This is a genomic window from Mycobacterium heckeshornense (genome assembly GCF_016592155.1).
In the GTDB taxonomy this organism is placed as follows: Bacteria; Actinomycetota; Actinomycetes; order Mycobacteriales; family Mycobacteriaceae; genus Mycobacterium; species Mycobacterium heckeshornense.
Genome location: NZ_AP024237.1, coordinates 3603843 through 3626662, shown reverse-complemented (window position 1 = coordinate 3626662; position 22820 = coordinate 3603843). Strand labels below are relative to the sequence as shown.

The window sequence follows — 22820 nt, the reverse complement described above, 5'->3', positions numbered from 1 at the left end:
GAGATTGGTCCGATGAAGGTGGCGATCCTCGACGACTACCAAAACGTCGCGCTGAGCATGGCCGACTGGTCGGACGTTGCGTCCAGGGCCGAGATCACCGTCTTCGGTGACCATCTCGCCGATACAGACGCCCTCGTCGAACGGTTGGCGCCGTTCGACGTGGTATGCGTCATGCGGGAACGAACGCCGTTGCCCCGCGCAGTCATCGAGCGGTTGCCGCGGCTGAAGATGATCGCCTCGACTGGGCCGTTCAATGCCTCCATTGACGTGGTGGCCGCCGCGGAGCGCGGCATACACGTCAGCACCACTGGCGGCTACATTGAGTCCACGGTCGAACTGACCTGGGCGCTGATCCTGGCCGCCGCTCGGCGGATCGTCGACGAAACACTTTCGGTGCGCGCGGGCGGATGGCAGACCTCGGTTGGCCGCCAGCTCGGCGGCGCGGTGCTCGGCGTGCTCGGATTGGGCAGGGTCGGCACGCGGGTGGCGCGGGTCGGTGCGGCCTTCGGGATGGAGGTCATCGCGTGGAGCACCAACCTGACGCCGAAAGCCGCCGAACAGGCCGGGGTGGCGTACGTGTCCAGGGATGAGCTGTTTAGCCGGAGCGATGTGCTCACCGTCCACGTGGTGCTCAGCGAACGCACCCGCGGTCTGGTGGGCGCCGCAGAGCTGGCATCGATGAAGCCGACCGCGATGCTAGTCAACACGTCGCGGGGGCCGATCGTCGACGAGCAGGCCTTGATCGCCGCGTTGCGGTCGGGCACCATCGCCGCCGCGGGACTCGACGTGTTCGACATCGAGCCGCTGCCGCCCGGGCATCCGCTGCGTTCGCTGGACAACGTCGTCGCCACGCCGCACATCGGCTACGTCGCCGACCGGGTCTATCGCACCTTCTACGGGGAGGCCGCCACCCACATCGCGCGCTGGCTCGCCGAACACACCGAATCGAGCGGCTGAGAGATTTTCCGTCCGCGACCGGCGCGCTTCCAGCCTGCCGAACACCACCATCACGATCGCGGCAAGCGCCCAGCCGAGCAGGATGTCGATGACGTAGTGCTCGGCCGAGTACACCAGGGCAAACGCCATGGTCAGCACGTAGCCGAGCAGCACTGCCCGCCAGGGCAGGCGCACCCGGCGCCACAGAAACATCGCTACCATGGCCGACAGCCCGGCGTGCAGCGACGGAATCGCGGCCACCAGGTTGACACTGGCCTGTCCCGAGTCGATCAGGACCCCGGCCGACTGCAGATGCAGCGTGCCCCAGCCGCGGGTGGAGATGCGCTCCACGAAATTGTGGGCACCGGGCTGGCTGAACTGCATGGCGCCCAATAGCCCGCCGTCGGGAACACCTGCCGGGTGACGGAACATGCAGGCCGGGTACGACGGTCCGTCGGCGACCTCGTTGGGGGTGCAGCGCGCCGCGGCCCACGGAGGTGCTGCCGGCACGACGACATAGATCAGCAGCGCGGCGAACGACAAGGACAGAAATCGCCACGCATACGCTTTCCAGATCTGTCGGTCACGCAGCCACAAGAAGCCGGCGACCGCGTACGGCACGATGAAAAACGACATGTAGACCGTGCTGATGATCACCTCCCACCACGGTGGTTGCGGCATCTTGAGGTGTTCTTGCAGCCAGACGGTGGGCATCACCCCGAAGAACAACCAGCGATCGACCGCGGGCTGAAGCCGCCAGAGCGTGGGCGCCCCGACCAATGTCGCGGCGCCCCGGCTCAGGTCGTATAGCAGCAGCACAAGAGCGAACGGCAGCCAGTCCCGAACCACCATCAGCACCTTGCGGCGGCGGCCGATGCTGGCAGCCATTAATCCGGTGGCGATGTAGAGCAGCAGCAGTTCGCGATTGAACGCCAACCCGGCGGTCAGGGTGCGGTAGCACACCACGAGCGCCCAGACCGCGACGGCGGTACGCCGCAGAAAAGTAAGCGTACGATCTGCCGGTGCCGCACTGCGACGGCGGTCATCCGGTTGGACCCGGCGCAGGTCAGTCCCGGGGTATCGGGCGGCCGTCGGGCGCGGTTGGCGCGCAAATAGCGGGCGTCGTCGATCGGTCGTTAATGACACCAGTCGGACTCCAACCGCCGCCTCGGTAACAACGCCTCGGTTACAAACAGAGACACCGTACACATCTTCTCTGTGACCACCGGGTGAATTGATGCACGACATGCCTCAGCGGCGCTATTAGTACCCGGAGCACCTGGTTCCCAACTAGGCGCACTTCATTGGCGCCAACGCCGCGTTCGGCTAGCCCCGCATCGCTGCAGTTACCCGGTCAGCGCTGGGCGGACGATGTCGGCTTGACGCGATTACCTCCAGCCCCGTGAGCCGCCGCGCCGGCGCGCGTGCTCAGCAGTCGGGCGTGCCATTGTCATTTCACTTCGCGTTCTCCGGGGGTCGCCACCAACCCCGCGGGGAGCGAAGATTCTCGACGGCACCGGACGGTCCTCGGTCAGGGGTTTCCAGTGCCTCGAATTACGTTGATACACACGGCGATTGCAGCCACCAACACAACGACGACGACCGCCGCAAAGACCGATCGGCCGCCTTGGATGAAGGTGTCTTTGATCACCTCGTCGAGTTGGTGGGTGTTTGTGCCGAACCGAACACGGTCTTACCCGTGTGCTTGGCGGCGCAGCGGAAAAGCGTGTTGATGCCGCCGAGCGGATCGGTCACCCCGATCAGCAGAATGCTGCCCCACGCGGCGACGACGGTCAGGCTGCACACCCACACGCCCGGACGCCAGCGTCGGCGCGCCGCCGGTGTGCGACACGATCGACTGCTCGCCGACACCGGCCGCGGCGGGGTGATCTGCTCTGCGGTGATCGACGCGCCGGATAAACCGAGGTGGTTGACATAGGCCGCGGCGGTGGTGGCGGTGCCGCCGGTCTGCGCCACCGGCGCGTTGAGTGTGATATACAGATGCTTGCCCAGGATCGATGCGGTGATCAGCGCCATGACCGCGACAACCGACTCGATGATCATTCCCCCGTAGCCGACCAGCCGCATCCCCGCACGGCGCCTCCGTTGATGACGCTAAAACATTTGGCTGCCGGCGATTTTCGCACCGGCAGGACCGGGAAATGTCACCGCGACCTGGCCAGCGGGTGACGAATCAGTTGTGCCGCTGGTAAATTGCGCGCACCGTCTCGATGGTGTCGGCCTGCGCCGGGGGCTTGTCGTCGCGATACCGCAGCACCCGCGCGAAGCGCAGAGCCAGCCCGCCGGGATAGCGCGGCGAGGCCTGGATGCCGTCGAACGCGACCTCGACGACCTGCTGCGGTCGCAGCGTCACGACGTCACCATCGGTGCGGCCGACGGCCAGCTGCAAAAAACGCTGGGTCTGCCACTCGAGCATGGCGTCGGTCATGCCCTTGAACGTCTTGCCCAGCATCACGTACCCACCGGTGGCGGGGTCACGTGCGCCGAGATGGATGTTGGAGAGCTTGCCGCGGCGCCGTCCCGAACCCCACTCGACCGCCAGCACGACCAAGTCGAGGGTGTGCACCGGTTTGACCTTCAACCAGGTCGCCCCGCGGCGACCCGCTTCGTAGGGCGCACCCGGTGACTTGGCCATCACCCCTTCATGACCGGCGGCCAGCGTCGCGTCCAGGAAGTCAGCCGCGGCGGACGGATCCGACGTGACCAGCCGATCGACCCGGTGCCGCGCCGGCACGATCTCATCGAGGGCGGCGACGCGCTCGCTGGTCGGGGCGTCGAGCAGGTCCACCCCGTCGCAGCGCAACAGGTCGAAGAAGAACACCGACAGGGGCTGTGCGGCGCGGGCCGCCGCGACGTCGACCGAGCGGCCGAACCGGGATGCCGTCACCTGGAACGGCTGGGGCCGGTTGTCGGCGCGCAATGCGATCGCCTCGCCGTCGGCGATGAGCTCGCTGACCGGTAATGCCAGTGCCGCCTCGACCACTTCGGGCAGCCGCGCGGTGACGTCATCGAGGCTTCGGGTGTAGACGACGACGTCGTCGTCGGCCCGATGAATCTGCACCCGTGCGCCGTCTAGTTTCGTCTCGAAAAGTGCTGTACCACCCAGTCTTTCGAGTGCTTCGGTAGTGCCGGCTGCGGTCTGGGCGAGCATCGGGCCGACCGGCCGGCCCACCCGCAGGGTGAACGCTGCCAGCGCAGCGGGTCCACCGGTCAGGCCGGATGCGGCGACAGCGGGCAGTTCCCCGCCCAGCATCGCCGCACGGCGCACCGTGGGCGCGGGGATGCCGGTGGCGGTGGCAACGGCGTCGGCCATGATCCCGGCGAGCGCTCCCTGACGGAGCTCCCCGCTGAGCAGCCGCCGCAGAAACGTCTGCTCGATCGCGGTGGCGGCGCCAAACAGCCGGCCGAGGAGATCTGCGCGCCGTGCCTGCGAACCCTGACCGGAGGTAGCGCCGATTTGCGTTAAGGCGGCGTCGACCTCGCTGACGGTCAAGGTTGGCTGCGTAGCGGGCGGCGGCACCGAGCGCAAAGCGGCCCAGCCGACACCGATTTGGCGTTGCGGCAGCTCGCCGGAGAGCCAGCAGACGATGATCGCGACCAGCCCGGGATCGGGGACGGCGCGGTGCAGCAGGTCGACGATGTGCGCGATCTTGGCGCGACGCGCGGTCGCAGCGGCCACGTCCAGCGACGTGGTCGCCACGTCGATCAGCAACACAGCTCAGCTTTACACGGCTGGCGCCAACTGCTAACCGGCGTCGCGATAGCGTGCTTGTGATCCGGGTGACGACGCGGGCCGAAGGCCCGAGGAGGAGCCGGGCCAACCAAGGGGAGACACGGGCGATCGGACCCGACCAGACCAGGAGGTTTGCATGGAGATCAACGGCAAGAAGGTGGTCGTCATCGGCGGCGCTTCGGGCATGGGGCGTGCCAGCGCCGAGCTGCTGGCCGCGCGCGGCGCCAGCGTGGCGATACTCGACCGCGAGGGTTCCGATGGGAAGGACGTCGCCACGGCCCTCGGCGGCCCGTTTCATGCGGTGGACGTCACCGACTTCGCCGGCACCGAGAAGGCCCTGCAGGCTGCGGTCGACGATCTAGGCGGTCTGCATGTGAGCGTGACGACGGCGGGCGGCGGGATCGCCAAGCGCACGCTGACCAAAGACGGCCCGCACGATCTTGAATCCTTCCGCTCGGTGGTGGACCTGAACCTCATCGCGACCTTCAACATCAGCCGGCTGGCGGCGTGGCACATGAGCAAAAACGAGCCCGAGGACGAGGAACGCGGGGTCATCATCAACACCGCGTCGATCGCGGCGTTCGAGGGACAGATCGGCCAGGTCGCCTACACTGCCGCCAAGGCGGGCATCGCGGGGATGTGCCTGACCATGGCACGCGACCTGGGTTCGCTGGGCATCCGGGTGCTGGCAATTGCGCCGAGCCTGTTCGCGACCGGGCTGACCAAGGGCATTCCGGAGGAGTACGCGACCGCGCTGACTAAGGACGCGGCGTTCCCGAGGCGGCTGGGCCGCCCCGAGGAGTTCGCCAAGCTGGTCGCGGCGATCGTGGACAATCCGATGCTCAACGGGCAGTGTCTGCGGCTGGACGCCGGACAGCGGTTCGCACCCAAGTGATGCCGTAGCCAACCGGCGGCGGGGCCACCGAGGCATTTAAGTACACTCATTTGCACCGCCCGTCCCGTCGAGGAGGAGGGCCCTGATGGGTATCGCATTAACCGACGACCATCGCGAACTCGCCGAGGTGGCCCGCGCGTTCTTGACTTCGCAGAAGGCGCGCTGGGCGGCGCGGGCCCTGCTCGATTCGGCCGACGAGCCCCGGCCGCCGTTTTGGCAGGAGCTCGTCGAACTGGGCTGGCTCGGGCTGCACATCGATGAGCAGCACGGTGGATCCGGCTACGGACTGCCCGAGCTGGTGGTGGTTGTCGAGGAGCTCGGCCGGGCGGTGGCGCCAGGACCGTTTGTGCCGACCGTGATCGCCTCGGCGGTGCTCGCGCACGCGGGCACCGCCGAGCAGAAGTCGCGGCTGCTGCCCGGATTGGTCGATGGAACGCTCGCCGCCGGTGTCGGATTCGGCGGCGGGGTCACCCTCGACGGCGGGGCTGCCCACGGGCAGGCCGGCATTGTGCTGGGGGCGGGTCTGGCTGACGTGCTGTTGATCGCCGCCGGTGACGATGTGCTGTTGGTGGACCGTGGCCGCGACGGCGTGTCGGTGGAGGTTCCCAAAAACACCGATCCCACCCGACGCTCCGGGCGTGTCACGTTGACCAACGTCGCGGTCACCGCCGACGACGTGCTGTTGGGAGCCCGCGATTCTGCCCTGGCCCGCGCGCGCGTGTTGGTGGCCGCGGAGGCGGTCGGCGGGGCGGCGGACTGCGTCGACGCCGCCGTCGACTATGCGAAAGTTCGCCGGCAATTCGGCCGCACCATCGCGACCTTCCAGGCGGTCAAGCATCACTGCGCCAACATGTTGGTGGCCGCGGAGTCGGCGACCGCCGCGGTGTGGGATGCGGCACGCGCCGCCGGCGAGGACGAAGAGCAGTTCCGTCTGATCGCGGCGGTGGCTGCGGCACTGGCGTTTCCGGCCTATGCGCGCAACGCCGAACTCAATATTCAGGTGCATGGCGGGATCGGGTTCACCTGGGAGCACGATGCGCATCTGCATCTTCGCCGGGCGCTGGTGCTAAGGGCGATGTTCGGCGGTGATGGGCCCGCGCGAGATGTGTTCGACCGCACGGCCGCCGGCGTCACCCGCGCCAACAGCCTGGACCTGCCGGCCGAGGCCGAAGAACTGCGCGCGCGGATCCGCGCCGATGCCGCCGAAATCTCCGGCCTGGACGAGAAGGCACAGCTGGCCAAGTTGATCGAGACCGGCTATGTCATGCCGCACTGGCCCAAGCCGTGGGGGCGGGCCGCCGACGCGGTGGAGCAGCTGGTGATCGAGCAGGAGTTCGCCGCCGCCGGCATCAAGCGCCCCGACTACTCGATCACCGGATGGGTGATCCTGACGCTGATCCAGCATGGAACCGATTCGCAGATCGAACGATTCGTGCTTCCCGCGTTGCGGCAAGAGGAGGTCTGGTGCCAGCTGTTCTCAGAGCCCGACGCCGGCTCTGATGCCGCCGGCATCAAGACCCGCGGCACCCGGGTCGAGGGAGGCTGGAGGGTCAACGGGCAGAAAGTGTGGACCAGCGGAGCCCAGTACTGCCGCCGCGGCCTGGCCACGGTGCGCACCGACCCGGACGCACCCAAGCATGCGGGTATCACCGCGATGATCATCGACATGAACGCGCCGGGGGTCGAGGTGCGGCCGCTGCGGCAGATCACCGGTGGCTCGGAATTCAACGAGGTGTTCTTCAACGACGTGTTCGTCCCCGACGAAGACGTCGTCGGGGAGCCCAACGCGGGATGGACCGTGGCACGAGCGACCCTGGGCAACGAACGAGTCAGCATTGGGGGCGGCGGGTCGTTCTACGAGGGCATCGCGTCACAGCTGGTGCAGCTGGCGCAGAAACATGCAGATCGCTTGGCGGGTGCGGCGATTCGCGTCGGCGACTTCCTGGCCGAAGATCACGCGCTGCGGCTGCTGAACCTGCGCCGCGCCGCCCGCAGCGTCGAGGGCGCGGGCCCGGGACCGGAAGGCAACATCACCAAGCTCAAGCTCGCCGAGCACATGGTCGAGGGCGCCGCGATCGCGGCGGCGCTGTTGGGGCCGGAGATCGCGCTCGCCGAGGGTGCGGGGGGGCTGATCGCGCGGATGGTGATGGGCGCGCGCGGCATGACGATCGCCGGCGGGACTTCTGAGGTGACGCGCAACCAGATCGCCGAGCGGATTCTTGGGATGCCGCGCGACCCGCTGCTCAAGTAGGGGCGCGACGCGCGGTGCCGGCGTCGCCGGCCGGGGCGAACACCGGGACGAAGACGGCGTCCGCGCCGGTTCCCTGCTGCTCGAACTGAACCTCGACCGGCATACCGCAGACCACCGAATCCGGTTCGCAGTCAACGATATTAGTGGCAAGCCGCAATCCCGGTTGTTCGGCGAGCTCGACAATGGCGATGACGTACGGTGTCGGCACCGCCGGGTTATAAGGATGGAAGTTAACCGTATACGTCAATACTGTGCCGCGGCCGGACACGGGGCGTGCGAGCAGTGGACCGCCGCACCGGGGGCATTGTGCGCTCGGAGGATGAACCCAGCGCGGGCAACTGTCGCAGTGCTCGATGAGCAATCGGCCCTCGGTGTCGCGCGACCATAAGGCGCGGTCGTCAGGAAGCATGCGGGGTGGACGCGACGATTGCGGCTCGGTCGGCACGGCTAATAGAGTACACTCTATTATTCGTCGGTCTTGTGGGCGGAGCTGATGCGGTACTTCGAAAAGGACGCGATCCTGTCCGGTGTCGGCATCTCGCGGATCGGCCGCCGCACCGGCATTCCCGGGCTCGAGCTGACGCTGGAAGCGGTGCGCGCCGCGATCGCCGACGCTGGCCTGGCGGCAAGCGACGTCGATGGCATCGCTACCCTCGGGGATACCCCGCCCGATGAGGTCAGCACCGAGCTAGGCATCGAACCCCGCGACTGCGGAACCGGTTTCGATACCGGTGGTCTGTTGAGTCCGGTGATGTCGGCGTGCCTGGCGGTCGCGGAGAAGCGGGCGCGTCATGTGTTGGTCTACCGGACGGTCCAGATGATCGGCGGCACCGTGCCGACGTCGCCGTCATCGGCCAACGCGCCGCGTCCAGCCCTGGCGCGGATCGTCGAATCACCCGCCGACGGGGATCGGCCAGCTATCGGTCCGATGGACGACGTGGCTGAACTCGTCGCCGCCCATGCCTATTCCGCGGCGAATTGGTTGGCGTTGAATTGCCGACGCCACATGCAGCTGTATGGAACCACCAAGGAGCAGCTGGGTTGGCTAGCGATCAACAGCCGACGCAATGCCGCGTTGAATCCGCTCGCGGTGTACCGAGAACCGTTGACAATGGCCGATTATCTGGCGGCGCGGCCGGTGTCTTCGCCGTTCGGGCTGCTGGACTGTGATGTACCCGTCGACGGCTCGATCGCGGTCGTGGTGTCGGCGGCACCGTATGCGCGCGATTGCCCGCACCGGCCCGTGGCAGTCGAGGCGATCGGTGGGTCCAACGGTGCCGGTGGGTGGTTTCATCGCGAGGACTACCCGAAGATGGCGTCGGTTGATGCTGCGGCCCAGCTATGGTCGCGAACGGATCTGCGGCCCACTGACGTCGGCATCGCTGAGCTGTACGACGGGTTCACCTTCCTGACGCTGGCGTGGCTGGAAGCGCTTGGCCTCTGCGGCGACGGCGAGGCGGGCCCGTTCGTCGAGGGTGCGACGCGGATCGCCCTTGACGGGATACTGCCACTGAACACCTACGGTGGCCAACTATCTGCCGGGCGGATGCACGGCTACTGGGTGTTGCACGAGGCGTGCCTGCAGTTGCGGGGAGACGCCGGCGAGCGCCAGGTGTCGCCGCGCCCGGAAGTAGCCGCGGTAGCAGTGGGCGGCGGCCCGATCGCCGGTTGCATGCTACTGACATGCTGAATTCCTTTGCGGCAGCAGTCAATGACCACTAGCAGCGGGTCGCCGACTAGGTCGGACGGTGTGTGGAAGGCGCCCGTGGGCAGTTCCGGCCTTGAGCAGCGCCCCGATAAACGGGCCGCACAGATCGCCCGACGCATCGAAGCCGACATTGTTCGCCGAGGCTGGCCGATCGGAGAATCGTTGGGCTCCGAACAGGCTCTACGGCAACGCTATCGGGTGAGCCGCTCAGTCCTGCGGGAAGCCGTTCGCCTGGTCGAGCACCATCGGGTTGCCCACATGCGCCGCGGACCCAATGGCGGTCTGTTCGTCGCCGAGCCTGACCCCGCAGCGGCAACCCGGGCTGTCGTGATCTACCTGGAATATCTGGGTATTACGATCGATCATCTGCTCAATGCACGCCTCTTGCTGGAGCCGTTGGCGGCAGCGCTGGCCGCAGAACGCATCGACGAGGCCGGGATCGACCGTCTCCGTGGGGTGTTGATGGCGGAGAAACAGCGTATCCGCGGTTCAGTGATGGCTCGTGACGAATTCCATGTGGCACTTGCCGAGCAATCGAAAAACCCGGTGCTGCGACTGTTCATCGATATCCTTATGCGGCTGACCGTGCGATTCGCTCAAGATTCCCGCCCGGATACGGCGCGTGACACCGTCGAGGCGGTGAACCGTACGCACGACGACCACTCGGCGATCGTCGCCGCGGCTACGGCCGGTGATTCTGCGCGCGCCAGGACGCTTACCGAGCGCCACGTCCAATCGGTGACTGACTGGCTGCAGCGACATCACGGTTCTGCCCGGGCAATACCGTCGCGACGTCGGCGCCGCGAGACCTCCGAGGCACCGCACGTCAAGCTCGCCGAGCTGTTAGCTGCCACCATCCAAGACGATATCGCCACCAGTGGCTGGCGGCTTGGCTCGGTCGTCGGAACCGAAAACCAGTTGCTGAACCGCTACGGGGTGAGCCGATCGGTGTTTCGAGAAGCGGTGCGGCTGTTGGAATATCACGCCGTCGCTCGTATGCGGCGCGGGCCCGGCGGCGGGCTGGTCGTGGCCAGGCCGCGGGCGCAGGCCAGCATCGACACGATCGCGCTGTATTTGCAGTACCGCAAACCGACCCGCGAAGACTTGCGTCTGGTGCGCGATGCGATCGAGATCGACAATGTCGCGAAAGTGGTTGACCGGCGTGAACACCAAGACGTGCAAGCATTTCTCGACGTGCACCGCCACCCTATCGTCGCGACTTCGGATGACCTCCGCAAAGCCGGGATGGCGGAATTCTTGTTCCATACCGGGCTGGCACAGCTCGCGGGAAATCCTGTATTGGAGTTGTTTCTGCGGATACTGGTGGAGCTGTTTCGCCGGCAGTGGGCGAGTCTGGACCCGCGGCCGGTAAGCCGGGCCGATGTCATCGAGGTGGAGCACGCGCACCTGCGGATCATCCGGGCGATCGATGACGGTGACGATAGTCTGGCCCGCTATCGCACCCGCCGCCACCTGGACGCCGCCGCGTCGTGGTGGCTGTAGCGGGGCTGCTCGCCGTCATACCGGGCTGTCGCCTCGGCCCATCAACTCCAAACCCGCCATCGCCTGCTCGGCGCCGGCCCGATCGGTTTTCTCGACCACGAAACCCATGTGGATGATCACCCAGTCGCCCGGGGCGAACGTGTCGTCGGGCAGCATGCCGACATTGACCTTGCGGGTTTCGCCGGCGACGTCAACCAGCGCGAGCTGTCCGTCGTAGCCGTCGAGCATCCGGACGACTCGGCCGGGGATCCCCAAACACATCGCTGTCAAACCTCCCGCGCGGCCGCTTCAGCCAGCATCGCCACCGCCGACTCGACCGCTGCTATGGCCTCCGGCACCGCTGAACGCACAGGCTCGCTCAAGCCCATCCGGTCGGCGAGCTCGGCGACCTCACACCCCACCACGATAGTCCTCGGCGCCACCCCGCCGAGGGCGCGAAGGCTCGCGAACACCGCCGCAGGGTCCATCGCATGCGCGTCGAGCGCCGGCCCGGACGCCAGCCACCCGTGGTCGGCCTCGAAGACGTGCAGACTCCCCGGGCAACCGCGGTTGGGCAGCGCGTCGACCAGGACCAAGGCGTCCCATCCCTCGAGCAGGTCGTAGGCCAGATGCATGCCTGCAATTCCGTAGTCGCTGACGCGCACCGACTCCGAGGTGAGCCGGTCCGGCAGTTGCCGCAACACCTCGGGGCCAAACCCGTCGTCGCCGAGAAAGATGTTGCCGATGCCGGCCACCAGGATGCGGGGCCTGTTCGCAGCCATCGTCACGCCGAACTGCCCGCAGCGAATCGGCGCAACCACGCGAACCAGGCCGACATGCCGTCGCCGGTGCGGGCGCTGACCGGCAGGATGGTCGCCGTCGGGTTGACCTCGCGGACGTGGGCGGTGTAGCTGTCCACGTCGACATCCAGATACGGAACCAAGTCGATCTTGTTGAGCAGCACCACATCCACCGCGCGGAACATCACCGGGTATTTCAACGGCTTGTCGTCACCCTCGGTGACCGAGTACACCATCGCCTTGGCGTGCTCCCCGACATCGAATTCCGCTGGGCATACCAGATTTCCGACGTTTTCGATGATGACCAGATCCAGCTCGGCGAGATCTAGGCCCTGCAAGGCACGGTTGACCATGGGGGCGTCGAGATGGCATTCGCCGCCGAATCCGTTTCCGGTGTTGAGCAGCGATATCTGGGCACCGCGGCCGCTGAGCTTGGCCGCGTCCAAGTCGGTCGCGATGTCACCTTCGATCACTCCGACGGCGATCTCGCCGGCGAACTCGTCGAGGGTGGCTTTCAGTACGGTCGTCTTGCCGGAGCCCGGCGAACTCATCAGGTTCAGCGCCCGGACGCCGTGTTTGTCGAACGCCGCCCGGTTATAACTGGCGCGGAGGTCATTTTCGGCGAAGATCGATTCCAGCACGTCGATGCGCTGCCGGCCGGTGTCGTAGCCGCTGTGGTCGCCGTGATCGTGGGTGTGCGGGTGGTCGCCGTGCTCATGGGTATGCACGGTGCCGTCGTCGTGCCGGTGAAATCTACCCATGGCGTGCACCTTTCATGAAACGTCCAGCGAGGTCACCAAAAACTCGTCACCGCACAATATTTCGACGTCGGCACTCTGGCAGTTCGGGCACAGCAGCGACCACCGTGAGCTGATTGCGGACTGCCGCCCGCAGGATCGGCACTGCACCTCGGCGGCGACGAACTCCATCTCCAGCTCGGCGTCGGGCATGTCTTCGTAGTCGCGGACAAGCGTCCAGCAAAACGACAACGATTCCGGGACCACCTGGCGAAGTGCTCCGATCTTGACGCGGACGACGTCGACGCGACGGCCGCCGGCATACGGTTTGACCACTCCGGCGATCGCCTGGCACAACGACAGCTCATGCATGGTTGGTCACCACGCCCATGAGCACCGTTGTACACCGCTGAGACGGCCCCGGTGGCAAAACACCCGCGCCGGTGTGGGCAGCCGCGAGCGCGGTGAGAGCAGGGCGGAGCCGACCACGGCCATCGCGCTACCCGCCGCCGTGGACACCTCGTTTGACGATGCCGTGACGGATGACCGAAAAGCACTGGCGCACCACGTCTTCGGAGTGCTGAGCGAGATCGATGTGGAGGCCACGTTGAAAGCCGGACTGGGCCAGCACATGGAGGACCACCTGATCCGAGGTCGATGGCCGACGAGCCGGGAGCCCGGCCCGGGCGCACTCGCCGACGCGGTCACCGGCCTCCTGCAGGAAGCTTTGCCGGAGGTGAGTGGGGCCCACAGGGATGGGGCAGGCAACGTTAAACGAGTTGCACGGCCCCGCCGCCAGCGTCTAGTCTCGCGCACGTGCAGCGTCTTGCCGTAGTAGCCAGCACCCGCAGCGGGTTCTGATCCGGACCGACCCCCGCTGTGGGTCGACAGCTACTACCCGTCGGTCATCCCTGCAGACCAGTGAAGACCGCACATGACCCCTTCATCGCTGAGCCGAAAAACCAGCCGACCCACAACGGCGAGCTCGTGGTTCGCCGACCAGTTCGGTGTCCCGATTCCTCGTGGGCTGCGCGAGCAGGCCGATGCCATGTCGTGGGAGAGCTTCGCGGCCACCTACGGTCCCAACTCCGGCCCGCTGCGGTTGGGCGACTGGGCGTGCCTCGACCGGCAGCGGCCCGCCACCCGCCTGGGCCTGCAGTGCTGCAACTTCCGGGCCGTCATCGCCGTCGGCGACCACATCAGCACGTCAACGGCGACCGCGAGCGGGCCGGTGGCGGCGCTGACCGCGATGCTGTACGAGCGCGGTATCCGCGTCGAGACGCTGAGGTTCCACCAGATACCCTCCCGCGAGCACACCGCGACGTTCATCTGCGGCAGCAACGGCATTCGCTCCGAATGGGCGCTGGGCTGGTCGCAAGAGCCCACGGAGTCCGCGCTGCGGGCAGTCATCGCCTGCGCCAACCGGCTGCTGACCTGTGCCGCGCCGACGTAAAGGCACCCTCAGACCGGTGATTTCGGGTGCCGTGGCGTCCCTGCCCGCCCCGGGAACCTACAGCGGCCGCAGCACGATCGGCATGCCGTCGATCGGGATCGGCATGCCACCGTAGTCGTAGCGCGGCCGGTAGCCGGGACGCGGCAATTCGAGCCGATACCGGCGCAGCAGCCGGTGCATGACGGTCTTGACCTCCAACTGCCCGAACACCATGCCGATGCATTTGTGGGCGCCCCCGCCGAACGGCGCAAACGCGTAACGGTGCTTTTTGTGCTCGGCGCGTGGTTCGGCGAAGCGCTCGGGGTCGAACTTCCGCGGCTCGGTCCACAGCTCGGGCAGCCAGTGGTTCATTCCGGGCCAGATCATCACGTTGGTGCCCGCCGGCACGTAGTAGCCCAGCAGATCGGTGTCGCGCACCGTCTGACGCATGTTGAACGGCAGCGGCGTCACCAGCCGCAGCGACTCGTTCATCACCAGGTCCAGCGACTCGAGTTTTTCCAGCGACTCGATGTCCAGCGGACCGTCGCCCAGCCTGGCCGACTCGTCACGGCAGCGCTCTTGCCACTCCGGGTGGGCGGCCAGGTTGTAGGCCATCGTGGTCGTGGTCGACGTCGAGGTGTCGTGGGCGGCCATCATCAAAAAGATCATGTGGTTGACGATGTCCTCGTCGGTGAAACGATTGCCGTCCTCGTCCTCGGTGTGGCACAGCACGGTGAGCATGTCGGTGCCCTGGGCCGTGCGGCGCTCCGTCACCCGCTCGTAGAAGTAGTCCTCGAGCACCTTGCGGGCGCGCAGGCCGCGCCACCATTTGAACGGCGGCACCGGGTAGCGGACGATCGCGCCGCCGGCGCGGGTGGTGATGGTGAAAGCGTTGTTGACCTTGGTGACCAGGTCGTGGTCGGTGCCGGGCTCGTGGCCCATGAACACCATCGACGCGATGTCGAGGGTGAGCTCTTTCATCGCCGGGTGGAACAGGAACCGGGCGTCGTTGGTGGGCCAGTCGGCCACGATCGCGCTTGCCACCCGGTCGATGTGTTCGACGTAGCCGGCCAGCCGGGTGCGGGTGAACGCCTCCTGCATGATCCGACGGTGATACAGGTGTTCGTCGAAGTCGAGCATCATCAGCCCGCGGTTGAAAAATGGGCCGATCACCGGATGCCAGCCCTTTTGCGAGAACTCTTTGTTCTTATTGGTGAACACCACCTGCGTGGCGTCGGGCCCGAGCGCGGTGACCGACGGAAGGATCGGCGAGTCGACGAACAACACCGGACCACGCGTCTGATACAGAAACAACGGATAGTCCGGTCCCCCGCGGAACAACTCAATGATGTGGCCGAGGATCGGCAGCCCGGAATCGCCGAGAACGGGTTTGAGGCCGCTGCCCGCGGGTGGTTCCGCCAGCACCTTGGTCTTCCATTCATGGGCGAGCAGCCGCTTCTCGATCGCCCCCATGCCCGGAATGTTGTTCAGCGTGGGGGTGAATCGGCGCCGCGCCTGATCGAGCAGGTAGTGCGGGGTGCTGATGGTCGCCATCGACGCTCCTTACCGGTTGTGGCAGCCGTCACTGACAACAATCCTTCGGTCAGAGTTGACGGCTGTCAAGTTTTCTTTTGGCCGCGTGTGGTGCATGGTCGAAGCGTGAGCACTCAGCACGACACCGGGGCAGCAGCCGCTGGGAGTCGTGCTGCGCCGGCCCCGCAACGGCGAGGCGATCGGCAACGACAGGCAATCCTGCAGGCGGTGCGTGAACTGCTGGAGGAGAAGCCGTTCACGGAACTGTCGGTGAGCACCATCAGCGACCGCGCCGGTGTGGCCCGGTCAGGGTTCTACTTCTACTTCGACTCCAAATACGCGGTGCTCGCCCAGATCCTGGCCGAGGCCACCCATGAGCTGGAAGAGCTCACGGAATACTTCGCCCCCCGGCGACCGGACGAGTCGCCGGCGGCGTTCGCCAAACGAATGGTCGGCAGCGCCGCTGTGGTGTACGCCCACAACGACCCGGTGATGTCGGCGTGCAATGCCGCGCGCAACACCGACGCCGAGATCCGCAAAATCCTCGATCAGCAGGTCGACACGGTGATCGAGCAGATCATCCGAATCGTCGACGAGGAGATCAAAGCGGGCACCGCGCGTCCGATCAGCGACGACATCCCGGCATTGGTTCGGACTTTGGCCGTCACCACCGCGCTGATGCTCTCCGGTGATACCACGTTTTTGGGTCCCGACGGGGACGTGCAGCGTGGCATTCGGGTGCTGGAGCAGCTGTGGCTCAACGCGTTGTGGGGTGGGCAGGCATAGCGGCGCCGGTATGGTCACCGCCATGGTGCAGACACAGTTTCGCGGGTATTTCGCGGGTAAGAGGTGCTTTCTCACCGGCGCGGCCAGCGGCATCGGCCGCGCTACCGCGTTGCGGCTCGCCGCTTGCGGTGCCGAACTGTATCTGACCGACCGCAACGCCGAGGGTCTGGCCGACACGGTGGCCGACGCCCGCGCGCTGGGTGCCCGGGTGCCCGAGCACCGGGCGCTGGATGTCGCCGACTATCACCAGGTCGCCACGTTCGCCGCCGACATCCTCACCCGCCACCCGGCGATGGATGTGGTGATGAACATTGCCGGTGTATCGGCGTGGGGAACGGTTGACCAGCTCAGCCACGAGCAGTGGAGCAAGATGGTCGCGATCAACCTGATGGGCCCGATTCACGTGATCGAGTCGTTCATTCCGGCGATGATGGCCGCCGGTCGGGGCGGGCATCTGGTCAACGTGTCCTCGGCGGCCGGGCTGGTTGGTCTGCCCTGGCATGCCGCTTACAGCGCAAGCAAATTCGGATTGCGAGGGCTTTCCGAAGTGCTGCGCTTCGATCTGGCCCGCCACCGCATCGGGGTGTCGGTGGTAGTCCCCGGCGCGGTGAACACCCCGTTGGTCAATACTGTCGAGATCGCCGGCGTCGACCGCGACGATCCGAAGGTCAGACGCTGGGTCGACCGCTTCAGCGGTCATGCTGTCTCACCGGAGACGGCTGCCGAGAAGATCCTGGCCGGGGTGGCCAAGAACCGGTTTTTGATCTACACGTCAGCCGACATTCGCGCGTTGTACGCGTTCAAACGGGTGGCGTGGTGGCCCTACAGCGCGGTCATGCGCCGGGTCAACGTGTTCTTTACCCGGGCGCTGCGGCCGTCGGCACCACCGCGCTGATTCACCCCGGCATTTGCAGTTCCAGGCGCACGCCCAGCAGCCGAACCGGCCGGTCCAGCTCGAACAGGTTGAGCAGCCGCAGCGCGGCCTCGACGATGATGTCGGGATCGGTGGACGGTGCCTCGAGCTTGCGGATTTTGGTGCGGGTATAAAACGTCGAGGTGCGCACCGTGACGGCCACACGGGTCACCGACCGCGACTGCGCCACGACGTCGGCCAGGGCGCGCTGCGCCAATTCGCTCACCGCAGCATCCATTTCGGTTCGATCAGTGAGATCGCGCGGGAACGTGACGACGTGGCTGCGGGACCTCGGAACCCACGGCGTGGCGCTGACGTCGGTGTCGCCGCCACCTTTGGCCAGCAACAGCAGCCATAGCCCGGTTCGCGGGCCGAACGTCGATGTAAGTAGTTCGGCGTCCGTGCGGGCAAGCTCGCCGACAGTTGTAATCCCAAGGCCCGCAAGCTTTTTCGCGGTCTGAGGGCCAACACCCCATAGCGCGTCGACTGGGCGGTCGGCTATGACGGCCATCCAGTTGGCGTCGGTGAGCCGGTAGATGCCGGCGGGTTTCGCGAATCCGGTCGCGACCTTGGCCCGCTGTTTGTTGTCGCTGATTCCGACGGAGCAGGAAAGCCCGGTTTCCGCCGCGACGACGGCGCGGATTTGTTCGGCGACGTTGACCGGATCGGCACTAGCGGGCAGCCCGATGTATGCCTCGTCCCAGCCCCATACTTCGACGGGGTAGCCCAGCTCGCGCAACAGGTTCATCACCTGATCAGAAGCGGCGTCATACGCGGCAGGGTCTGAGGGCAGGAAGGTGGCGTCGGGGCAGCGGCGGGCGGCGGTGCGCAGCGGCATGCCCGCGTGCACCCCGAACTTGCGGGCTTCATAGGAGGCGCAGGTGACGACCTTGCGCGGTTCGTCCGGATCACCGCTGCCGCCGACGATCACCGGCAGTCCGGCCAGCTCGGGATGACGGCGCAGCTCGACCGAGGCCAGAAACTGGTCCAGGTCGACATGCAGCACCCACCCGGTGCTCACCGCCCGCATAGCTTGCGTGCCAAGCTTTCCCACGCGTCACCCAAGGTCTGAAGTGTGTGGCCGCGGTGGTTGAGTTGATGCTCGACGTAGTCCGGGTCGAGCAGCGCCAACAACGCGTCGGTTTGGGCGTCCAGATCGCCGGAGGTCGGGGCGGAGGCCAGCAACATGCGCACATGGGCGTGCAGCACCATGGCCGGGGCGGTGTGGCGGCTTCGTGGATCGCGGTTGGTCGCGCAGAGCAGGGTGCGGTGGGTATGGACGAAGGACAGCCTTTCGCGGCCGAACGCCAGCAGGCGCTCCAGCGGGGGCGCGTCGGGGCCGAGCGGCGGCGGCCCGAACAGAAATGCCTGCTGCAGGCGGCGCTCGTCGTCGTCGAGCAGCGCCATCATGAGACCCGCGCGGCTGCCGAAGCGGCGGAACACCGTGCCCTTGCCCACACCGGCGGCGGTGGCGATCTCGCCCATGGTGACCGCCTCGGCACCGCGTTCGCCGATCAGCCGCCGCGCCGCATCCAGCAGCAGCGCACGATTGCGCGCAGCGTCTCCGCGCTCCTGTTGCGCGCAAACCGCCAGCTCACGGGCATGCTCGATAACGCTCACCCCTGCACTGTAGCGCGACCGAAATAAATCGGACCACGGTCCGGTTAGGTCCCGCGAGGATATAGTCCAACAAGCGGAAGGGAAAGCACATGTCGGATCGCAAGCGGGACGTCAAGGTGCTGACGCTGGTGGGAAGTTTGCGCGCCGCGTCGGTGAACCGCCAGATCGCGGAATTGGCGGCGGCCTTCGCCCCGGAGGGTGTCGCCGTCACCGTGTTCGACCGACTTGGTGACTTGCCGTTCTACAACGAGGACATCGACAACGAGATCGACATGCCCGCTTCGGTGACCGCGCTGCGTACCGCTGCTGCCGACGCCGACGCGGCCCTGGTGGTCACGCCCGAATACAACGGCAGCATCCCCGGCGTGCTAAAGAACGCGATCGACTGGCTGTCGCGACCCTTCGGCAACAGTGCGCTCAAAGACAAGCCGCTGGCGGTGATCGGCGGATCGCTGGGCCGCTATGGCGGGGTGTGGGCGCACGACGAGACGCGCAAGTCGTTCGGCATCGCCGGGCCCCGCGTCATCGAAGCGATCAAGCTCTCGGTGCCGTTGCAGTCGCTGCAGGGCAAGCATCCGCGAGACGACGCCGAACTGGTGTCCAATGTGCGCGATGTGGTGGGCAAGCTCGCCGCCGAAGTGAGCTAGCCCGGCGCGGCGCTGCTTGCCAGCGGGCCTGCGCCGCCGCTCGCCGGCTTTGCTGTGGCGCGCTGATGTCGCCGGCGATGTCAGTGCGTGGTGGTAGGACGATGGTGGTGGCGATGACGCGACGGCGGTGACCGAAATGTGATCTACGACACGCCGACGCCGCACTTTCGACTGTGCTTACGACCTGGGAATTTCACAAATGTTGTTCAGAACATCTTGTATCTCTTCTTATCGCGACCCACTAGGTGTAGTGTTTGAAGCGTCGACAGGCCCAAGGCTCACCAGGTCCGTTCGGCTGGCGAAGTTCTGGGAATCCGGGCTGTGTGCGCTGATCCGCGACAGGGCCGGACACCGGAATTTCAGGGTCTGACGGTCTGTCGAGCAGCAGTGCAGAGGTCGTGCCTGAGATGTTGCCAGTCCGTGCCCAGTCGTTCAGCGAAGGAGCCGAATCGCCGATGAGCATCACCGTGTACACCAAGCCCGCATGTGTGCAGTGCAACGCCACACACAAGGCGCTGGACAAGCAGGGCATTGCCTACGAGACGGTCGACATCACGCTGGACCCGGAGGCGCGGGACTACGTGATGGCGCTGGGCTATCTGCAAGCTCCCGTGGTGGTGGCGGGAGACGAACACTGGTCGGGCTACCGTCCCGACCGCATCAAGGCGCTCGCGGGAGCCGCGCTCACCGCGTAAAGGAGATTGCGGTGTCGTCCAGCTTGGTCTATTTCTCCAGCGTGTCGGAGAACACCCACCGCTTCGTGGAGAAGCTGGGTATTCCGGCCACGCGGATACCGCTGCACCGGCGCATCGAGGTGGATCAACCGTATGTCTTGGTGCTGCCGACCTACGGCGGCGGCCGGGCCACCCCGAACATCAACGACGGCGGCTATGTGCCCAAGCAGGTCATCGCATTCTTGAACAACGAACACAACCGGGCGCTGCTGCGCGGCGTGATCGCCGCGGGCAACACCAACTTCGGTGCGGAGTTCTGCTACGCGGGCGAGGTGGTCTCGCGCAAATGCGGCGTTCCGTACCTCTACCGATTCGAACTGATGGGCACCGACGAGGACGTGCAAGCCGTCCGCGCGGGCCTGGCTGACTTCTGGAAGGACGAGACGTGTCGCCAACTGCCACAGCTGCAGAGCCTGTAACGTCCAGCGGGCACGCGCTGCCCGGGGAAACGGACTACCACGCGCTCAACGCGATGCTGAATCTGTATGACGCGGACGGCAAGATCCAGTTCGACAAGGATATTCAGGCGGCGCACCAGTTTTTCCGGCAGCACGTCAACCAGAACACGGTGTTCTTTCATGACCTGGACGAGAAACTCGACTACCTCGTCCAGCAGGAATACTACGAGCCGGAAGTGCTCGAGAAGTACTCGCGAGCGTTCGTTAAGTCGTTGTTCGACCGTGCATACGCCAAGAAGTTCCGGTTCTCGACGTTTCTTGGCGCGTTCAAGTACTACACCTCCTACACGCTGAAAACCTTCGACGGGAAGCGCTATCTGGAGCGTTTCGAGGACCGGGTGTGCATGGTCGCGCTGACCCTGGCCGCCGGTGACACCGCGCTGGCCGAGAAGCTCGTCGATGAGATCATCGACGGCCGGTTCCAGCCGGCCACGCCGACGTTCCTCAACTCGGGCAAGAAGCAGCGCGGCGAGCCGGTGAGCTGCTTTTTGCTCCGCATCGAAGACAACATGGAATCGATCGGGCGCGCCATCAACTCCGCGCTGCAGCTTTCGAAACGGGGTGGGGGAGTCGCGTTGCTGCTGAGCAACATTCGTGAACACGGGGCGCCGATCAAGAACATCGAGAACCAGAGCTCGGGCGTCATCCCGATCATGAAGCTGCTGGAGGACTCGTTTTCCTACGCCAACCAGCTAGGCGCGCGTCAGGGCGCCGGCGCGGTGTACCTGCACGCCCATCACCCCGACATCTACCGCTTCTTGGACACCAAGCGCGAAAATGCCGACGAGAAAATCCGGATCAAGACGCTGAGCCTCGGCGTGGTGATCCCCGACATCACCTTCGAGTTGGCCAAGCGCAATGACGACATGTACCTGTTCTCGCCGTACGACGTGGAGCGGGTCTATGGGTTGCCGTTCGCCGACATCTCGGTCACAGAGAAGTACTACGAGATGCTCGACAATCCGCGGATCCGCAAGACCAAGATCAAGGCGCGGGAGTTCTTCCAGACGCTCGCTGAGCTGCAGTTCGAATCGGGTTATCCGTACATCATGTTCGAGGACACGGTGAATCGGGCGAACCCTATCGAGGGCAAGATCACCCACTCGAATCTGTGCTCGGAGATCCTGCAGGTGTCCACGCCGTCTGAGTTCAATGCTGACTTGTCGTATGCCAAAGTAGGCAAAGACATTTCATGCAATCTCGGGTCGCTGAACATCGCCAAGACCATGGACTCGCCCGATTTCGCGCAGACCATCGAGGTGGCGATCCGGGCGCTGACTGCGGTATCGGATCAGACGCATATCTGGTCGGTGCCGTCGATCGAGAAGGGCAACAACGAGTCTCACGCGATCGGGCTGGGGCAGATGAACCTGCACGGCTACCTGGCCCGCGAACGGATCTTCTACGGGTCCGAAGAGGGCATCGACTTCACCAATATCTATTTCTATACGGTGCTCTACCACGCGCTGCGCGCCTCGAACAAGATCGCCATCGAACGCGGTACGCATTTCAAGGGATTCGAGCGGTCCAAGTATGCGACCGGGGAGTTCTTCGACAAGTACACCGACCAGGTGTGGGAACCCAAGACGCCCAAGGTACGTCAACTCTTCGCCGACGCCGGCATCCGCATCCCCACCCAGGAGGACTGGCGGCGCCTGAAGCAGTCGGTGCAGGCGCACGGCATCTACAACCAGAACTTGCAGGCGGTGCCGCCGACCGGATCGATCTCCTACATCAACCACTCGACGAGCTCGATCCACCCGATCGTGTCGAAGATCGAGATCCGCAAGGAAGGCAAGATCGGCCGGGTTTACTACCCCGCGCCGTATATGACTAACGACAACCTGGAGTACTACCAGGACGCCTACGAGATCGGCTACGAGAAGATCATCGACACCTACGCCGCGGCCACCCAGCACGTGGACCAGGGGCTTTCGCTGACGCTGTTCTTCAAGGACACCGCGACCACCCGTGACGTCAACAAGGCCCAGATCTACGCCTGGCGCAAGGGCATCAAGACGCTCTACTACATCCGGCTGCGGCAGATGGCCCTGGAAGGCACCGAGGTCGAGGGCTGCGTGTCCTGCATGCTGTGAACGGCTTAGCCGCCGCTCGCCGAGCGTGCATTGAGGGC

At 65.9% G+C, this 22820-nt stretch carries 21 protein-coding genes and 3 pseudogenes; 13 read left to right on the top strand and 11 right to left on the bottom strand.

Annotated elements, in window-relative coordinates:
* Window positions 1-12: 12 nt before the first annotated feature.
* Window positions 13-957 carry a D-2-hydroxyacid dehydrogenase family protein gene (locus tag MHEC_RS17480; RefSeq protein ID WP_071700355.1) on the top strand — a complete coding sequence of 315 codons (945 nt, stop codon included), beginning with the start codon at window positions 13-15 and terminating at the stop codon, window positions 955-957.
* Here MHEC_RS17480 and MHEC_RS17475 read toward each other — a convergent pair.
* The 3 genes and pseudogenes from MHEC_RS17475 to MHEC_RS17465 form a co-directional block, all read right to left on the bottom strand.
* Window positions 925-2001 (bottom strand): annotated as a pseudogene (locus MHEC_RS17475) (phosphatase PAP2 family protein); the annotation flags it as partial. The gene MHEC_RS17480 and the pseudogene MHEC_RS17475 overlap by 33 nt on opposite strands.
* A gap of 289 nt (window positions 2002-2290) precedes the next feature.
* Window positions 2291-3036 (bottom strand): annotated as a pseudogene (locus MHEC_RS17470) (carbon starvation CstA family protein); the annotation flags it as partial.
* 94 nt (window positions 3037-3130) lie between these two features.
* Window positions 3131-4672, bottom strand: coding sequence for an ATP-dependent DNA ligase (locus tag MHEC_RS17465; RefSeq protein ID WP_048890868.1), 1542 nt, complete (start codon window positions 4670-4672; stop codon window positions 3131-3133).
* A gap of 154 nt (window positions 4673-4826) precedes the next feature.
* Here MHEC_RS17465 and MHEC_RS17460 point away from each other — a divergent pair, with 154 nt between their 5' ends.
* Window positions 4827-5585 (top strand): SDR family NAD(P)-dependent oxidoreductase, encoded by a 759-nt coding sequence (locus MHEC_RS17460; protein WP_048890867.1) that lies wholly within the window; start codon window positions 4827-4829, stop codon window positions 5583-5585.
* A gap of 85 nt (window positions 5586-5670) precedes the next feature.
* Window positions 5671-7836, top strand: coding sequence for an acyl-CoA dehydrogenase (locus tag MHEC_RS17455; protein ID WP_048890866.1), 2166 nt, complete (start codon window positions 5671-5673; stop codon window positions 7834-7836).
* Here the strand turns inward: MHEC_RS17455 and MHEC_RS17450 are convergent.
* Entirely contained in the window at window positions 7829-8245 is a 417-nt protein-coding gene (locus tag MHEC_RS17450) for a Zn-ribbon domain-containing OB-fold protein (protein WP_048890865.1), read from the bottom strand. The genes MHEC_RS17455 and MHEC_RS17450 overlap by 8 nt on opposite strands.
* A gap of 84 nt (window positions 8246-8329) precedes the next feature.
* Between MHEC_RS17450 and MHEC_RS17445 the strand changes: the two genes are divergently transcribed.
* A complete protein-coding gene (locus MHEC_RS17445; RefSeq protein ID WP_048890864.1) occupies window positions 8330-9526 on the top strand; it encodes a thiolase family protein in 1197 nt (398 codons plus the stop codon).
* Between the two features lie 75 nt (window positions 9527-9601).
* A complete protein-coding gene (locus MHEC_RS17440) occupies window positions 9602-11047 on the top strand; it encodes a FadR/GntR family transcriptional regulator (RefSeq protein WP_048890863.1) in 1446 nt (481 codons plus the stop codon).
* A 15-nt stretch (window positions 11048-11062) separates the two neighbouring features.
* Here the strand turns inward: MHEC_RS17440 and MHEC_RS17435 are convergent, their stop codons facing one another.
* Genes MHEC_RS17435 through MHEC_RS17420 form a run of 4 tightly spaced genes read right to left on the bottom strand, consistent with a single transcriptional unit; the run spans window position 11063 to window position 12935 of the window.
* Complete coding sequence (locus MHEC_RS17435; protein ID WP_048890862.1) at window positions 11063-11308, bottom strand: HypC/HybG/HupF family hydrogenase formation chaperone; 246 nt, start codon at window positions 11306-11308, stop codon at window positions 11063-11065.
* A 5-nt stretch (window positions 11309-11313) separates the two neighbouring features.
* The gene (locus MHEC_RS17430; RefSeq protein WP_048890861.1) at window positions 11314-11808 is read right to left on the bottom strand and encodes a hydrogenase maturation protease; all 495 of its coding nucleotides are present in this window, start codon (window positions 11806-11808) and stop codon (window positions 11314-11316) included.
* Between the two features lie 2 nt (window positions 11809-11810).
* Window positions 11811-12587, bottom strand: a complete 777-nt coding sequence (gene hypB / locus MHEC_RS17425) for a hydrogenase nickel incorporation protein HypB (protein WP_048890860.1) — start codon at window positions 12585-12587, stop codon at window positions 11811-11813.
* 12 nt (window positions 12588-12599) lie between these two features.
* A complete protein-coding gene (locus MHEC_RS17420) occupies window positions 12600-12935 on the bottom strand; it encodes a hydrogenase maturation nickel metallochaperone HypA (RefSeq protein ID WP_048890859.1) in 336 nt (111 codons plus the stop codon).
* A gap of 121 nt (window positions 12936-13056) precedes the next feature.
* On the opposite strand from MHEC_RS17420, the pseudogene MHEC_RS25100 reads away from it, so the two are divergent.
* Together MHEC_RS25100 and MHEC_RS17415 are read left to right on the top strand one after the other, a co-directional pair.
* A pseudogene (locus tag MHEC_RS25100) lies at window positions 13057-13218 on the top strand (DUF302 domain-containing protein); the annotation flags it as partial.
* Window positions 13219-13497: 279 nt separating this feature from the next.
* A complete protein-coding gene (locus MHEC_RS17415) occupies window positions 13498-14016 on the top strand; it encodes a 2-isopropylmalate synthase (protein ID WP_048890858.1) in 519 nt (172 codons plus the stop codon).
* Between the two features lie 57 nt (window positions 14017-14073).
* On the opposite strand, the gene MHEC_RS17410 is transcribed toward MHEC_RS17415, so the two are convergent.
* The gene (locus MHEC_RS17410; RefSeq protein WP_048890857.1) at window positions 14074-15549 is read right to left on the bottom strand and encodes a cytochrome P450; all 1476 of its coding nucleotides are present in this window, start codon (window positions 15547-15549) and stop codon (window positions 14074-14076) included.
* A gap of 105 nt (window positions 15550-15654) precedes the next feature.
* Here MHEC_RS17410 and MHEC_RS17405 point away from each other — a divergent pair, with 105 nt between their 5' ends.
* The gene (locus MHEC_RS17405) at window positions 15655-16314 is read left to right on the top strand and encodes a TetR/AcrR family transcriptional regulator (RefSeq protein ID WP_048890905.1); all 660 of its coding nucleotides are present in this window, start codon (window positions 15655-15657) and stop codon (window positions 16312-16314) included.
* Between the two features lie 22 nt (window positions 16315-16336).
* The gene (locus MHEC_RS17400; protein WP_048890904.1) at window positions 16337-17209 is read left to right on the top strand and encodes an SDR family oxidoreductase; all 873 of its coding nucleotides are present in this window, start codon (window positions 16337-16339) and stop codon (window positions 17207-17209) included.
* A 1-nt stretch (window position 17210) separates the two neighbouring features.
* On the opposite strand, the gene MHEC_RS17395 is transcribed toward MHEC_RS17400, so the two are convergent.
* A complete protein-coding gene (locus MHEC_RS17395) occupies window positions 17211-18257 on the bottom strand; it encodes a DNA polymerase IV (RefSeq protein WP_048890856.1) in 1047 nt (348 codons plus the stop codon).
* On the bottom strand, window positions 18245-18847 hold the full coding sequence (locus tag MHEC_RS17390) for a TetR/AcrR family transcriptional regulator (RefSeq protein WP_048890855.1): 603 nt from the start codon (window positions 18845-18847) through the stop codon (window positions 18245-18247). The genes MHEC_RS17395 and MHEC_RS17390 overlap by 13 nt, the downstream gene beginning before the upstream one ends.
* Before the next feature lie 89 nt (window positions 18848-18936).
* Between MHEC_RS17390 and MHEC_RS17385 the strand changes: the two genes are divergently transcribed.
* The 4 genes from MHEC_RS17385 to nrdE all read left to right on the top strand — a co-directional run bounded on the left by MHEC_RS17385 (window position 18937) and on the right by nrdE (window position 22782).
* The gene (locus MHEC_RS17385) at window positions 18937-19494 is read left to right on the top strand and encodes an NAD(P)H-dependent oxidoreductase (RefSeq protein WP_048890854.1); all 558 of its coding nucleotides are present in this window, start codon (window positions 18937-18939) and stop codon (window positions 19492-19494) included.
* A gap of 455 nt (window positions 19495-19949) precedes the next feature.
* The gene (locus MHEC_RS17380; protein WP_048890903.1) at window positions 19950-20189 is read left to right on the top strand and encodes a redoxin NrdH; all 240 of its coding nucleotides are present in this window, start codon (window positions 19950-19952) and stop codon (window positions 20187-20189) included.
* Between the two features lie 11 nt (window positions 20190-20200).
* On the top strand, window positions 20201-20647 hold the full coding sequence (gene nrdI, locus MHEC_RS17375) for a class Ib ribonucleoside-diphosphate reductase assembly flavoprotein NrdI (RefSeq protein WP_235434764.1): 447 nt from the start codon (window positions 20201-20203) through the stop codon (window positions 20645-20647).
* Window positions 20648-20664: 17 nt separating this feature from the next.
* Window positions 20665-22782 carry a class 1b ribonucleoside-diphosphate reductase subunit alpha gene (gene nrdE / locus MHEC_RS17370; protein WP_172442181.1) on the top strand — a complete coding sequence of 706 codons (2118 nt, stop codon included), beginning with the start codon at window positions 20665-20667 and terminating at the stop codon, window positions 22780-22782.
* The last annotated feature ends 38 nt before the right edge of the window (window positions 22783-22820 follow it).

Excerpts from the sequence above, each read along its gene's own strand:
- MHEC_RS17410 (WP_048890857.1), bottom strand. The coding sequence starts at position 15,549 with ATGGCGACCATCAGCACCCCGCACTACCTGCTCGATCAGGCGCGGCGC.
- MHEC_RS17435 (WP_048890862.1), bottom strand. The coding sequence starts at position 11,308 with ATGTGTTTGGGGATCCCCGGCCGAGTCGTCCGGATGCTCGACGGCTAC.
- MHEC_RS17400 (WP_048890904.1), top strand. The coding sequence starts at position 16,337 with ATGGTGCAGACACAGTTTCGCGGGTATTTCGCGGGTAAGAGGTGCTTT.
- MHEC_RS17420 (WP_048890859.1), bottom strand. The coding sequence starts at position 12,935 with ATGCATGAGCTGTCGTTGTGCCAGGCGATCGCCGGAGTGGTCAAACCG.
- hypB (WP_048890860.1), bottom strand. The coding sequence starts at position 12,587 with ATGGGTAGATTTCACCGGCACGACGACGGCACCGTGCATACCCATGAG.
- MHEC_RS17455 (WP_048890866.1), top strand. The coding sequence starts at position 5,671 with ATGGGTATCGCATTAACCGACGACCATCGCGAACTCGCCGAGGTGGCC.
- MHEC_RS17395 (WP_048890856.1), bottom strand. The coding sequence starts at position 18,257 with ATGCGGGCGGTGAGCACCGGGTGGGTGCTGCATGTCGACCTGGACCAG.
- MHEC_RS17445 (WP_048890864.1), top strand. The coding sequence starts at position 8,330 with ATGCGGTACTTCGAAAAGGACGCGATCCTGTCCGGTGTCGGCATCTCG.
- MHEC_RS17380 (WP_048890903.1), top strand. The coding sequence starts at position 19,950 with ATGAGCATCACCGTGTACACCAAGCCCGCATGTGTGCAGTGCAACGCC.
- MHEC_RS17430 (WP_048890861.1), bottom strand. The coding sequence starts at position 11,808 with ATGGCTGCGAACAGGCCCCGCATCCTGGTGGCCGGCATCGGCAACATC.
- MHEC_RS17450 (WP_048890865.1), bottom strand. The coding sequence starts at position 8,245 with ATGCTTCCTGACGACCGCGCCTTATGGTCGCGCGACACCGAGGGCCGA.
- MHEC_RS17385 (WP_048890854.1), top strand. The coding sequence starts at position 18,937 with ATGTCGGATCGCAAGCGGGACGTCAAGGTGCTGACGCTGGTGGGAAGT.
- MHEC_RS17480 (WP_071700355.1), top strand. The coding sequence starts at position 13 with ATGAAGGTGGCGATCCTCGACGACTACCAAAACGTCGCGCTGAGCATG.
- MHEC_RS17415 (WP_048890858.1), top strand. The coding sequence starts at position 13,498 with ATGACCCCTTCATCGCTGAGCCGAAAAACCAGCCGACCCACAACGGCG.
- MHEC_RS17460 (WP_048890867.1), top strand. The coding sequence starts at position 4,827 with ATGGAGATCAACGGCAAGAAGGTGGTCGTCATCGGCGGCGCTTCGGGC.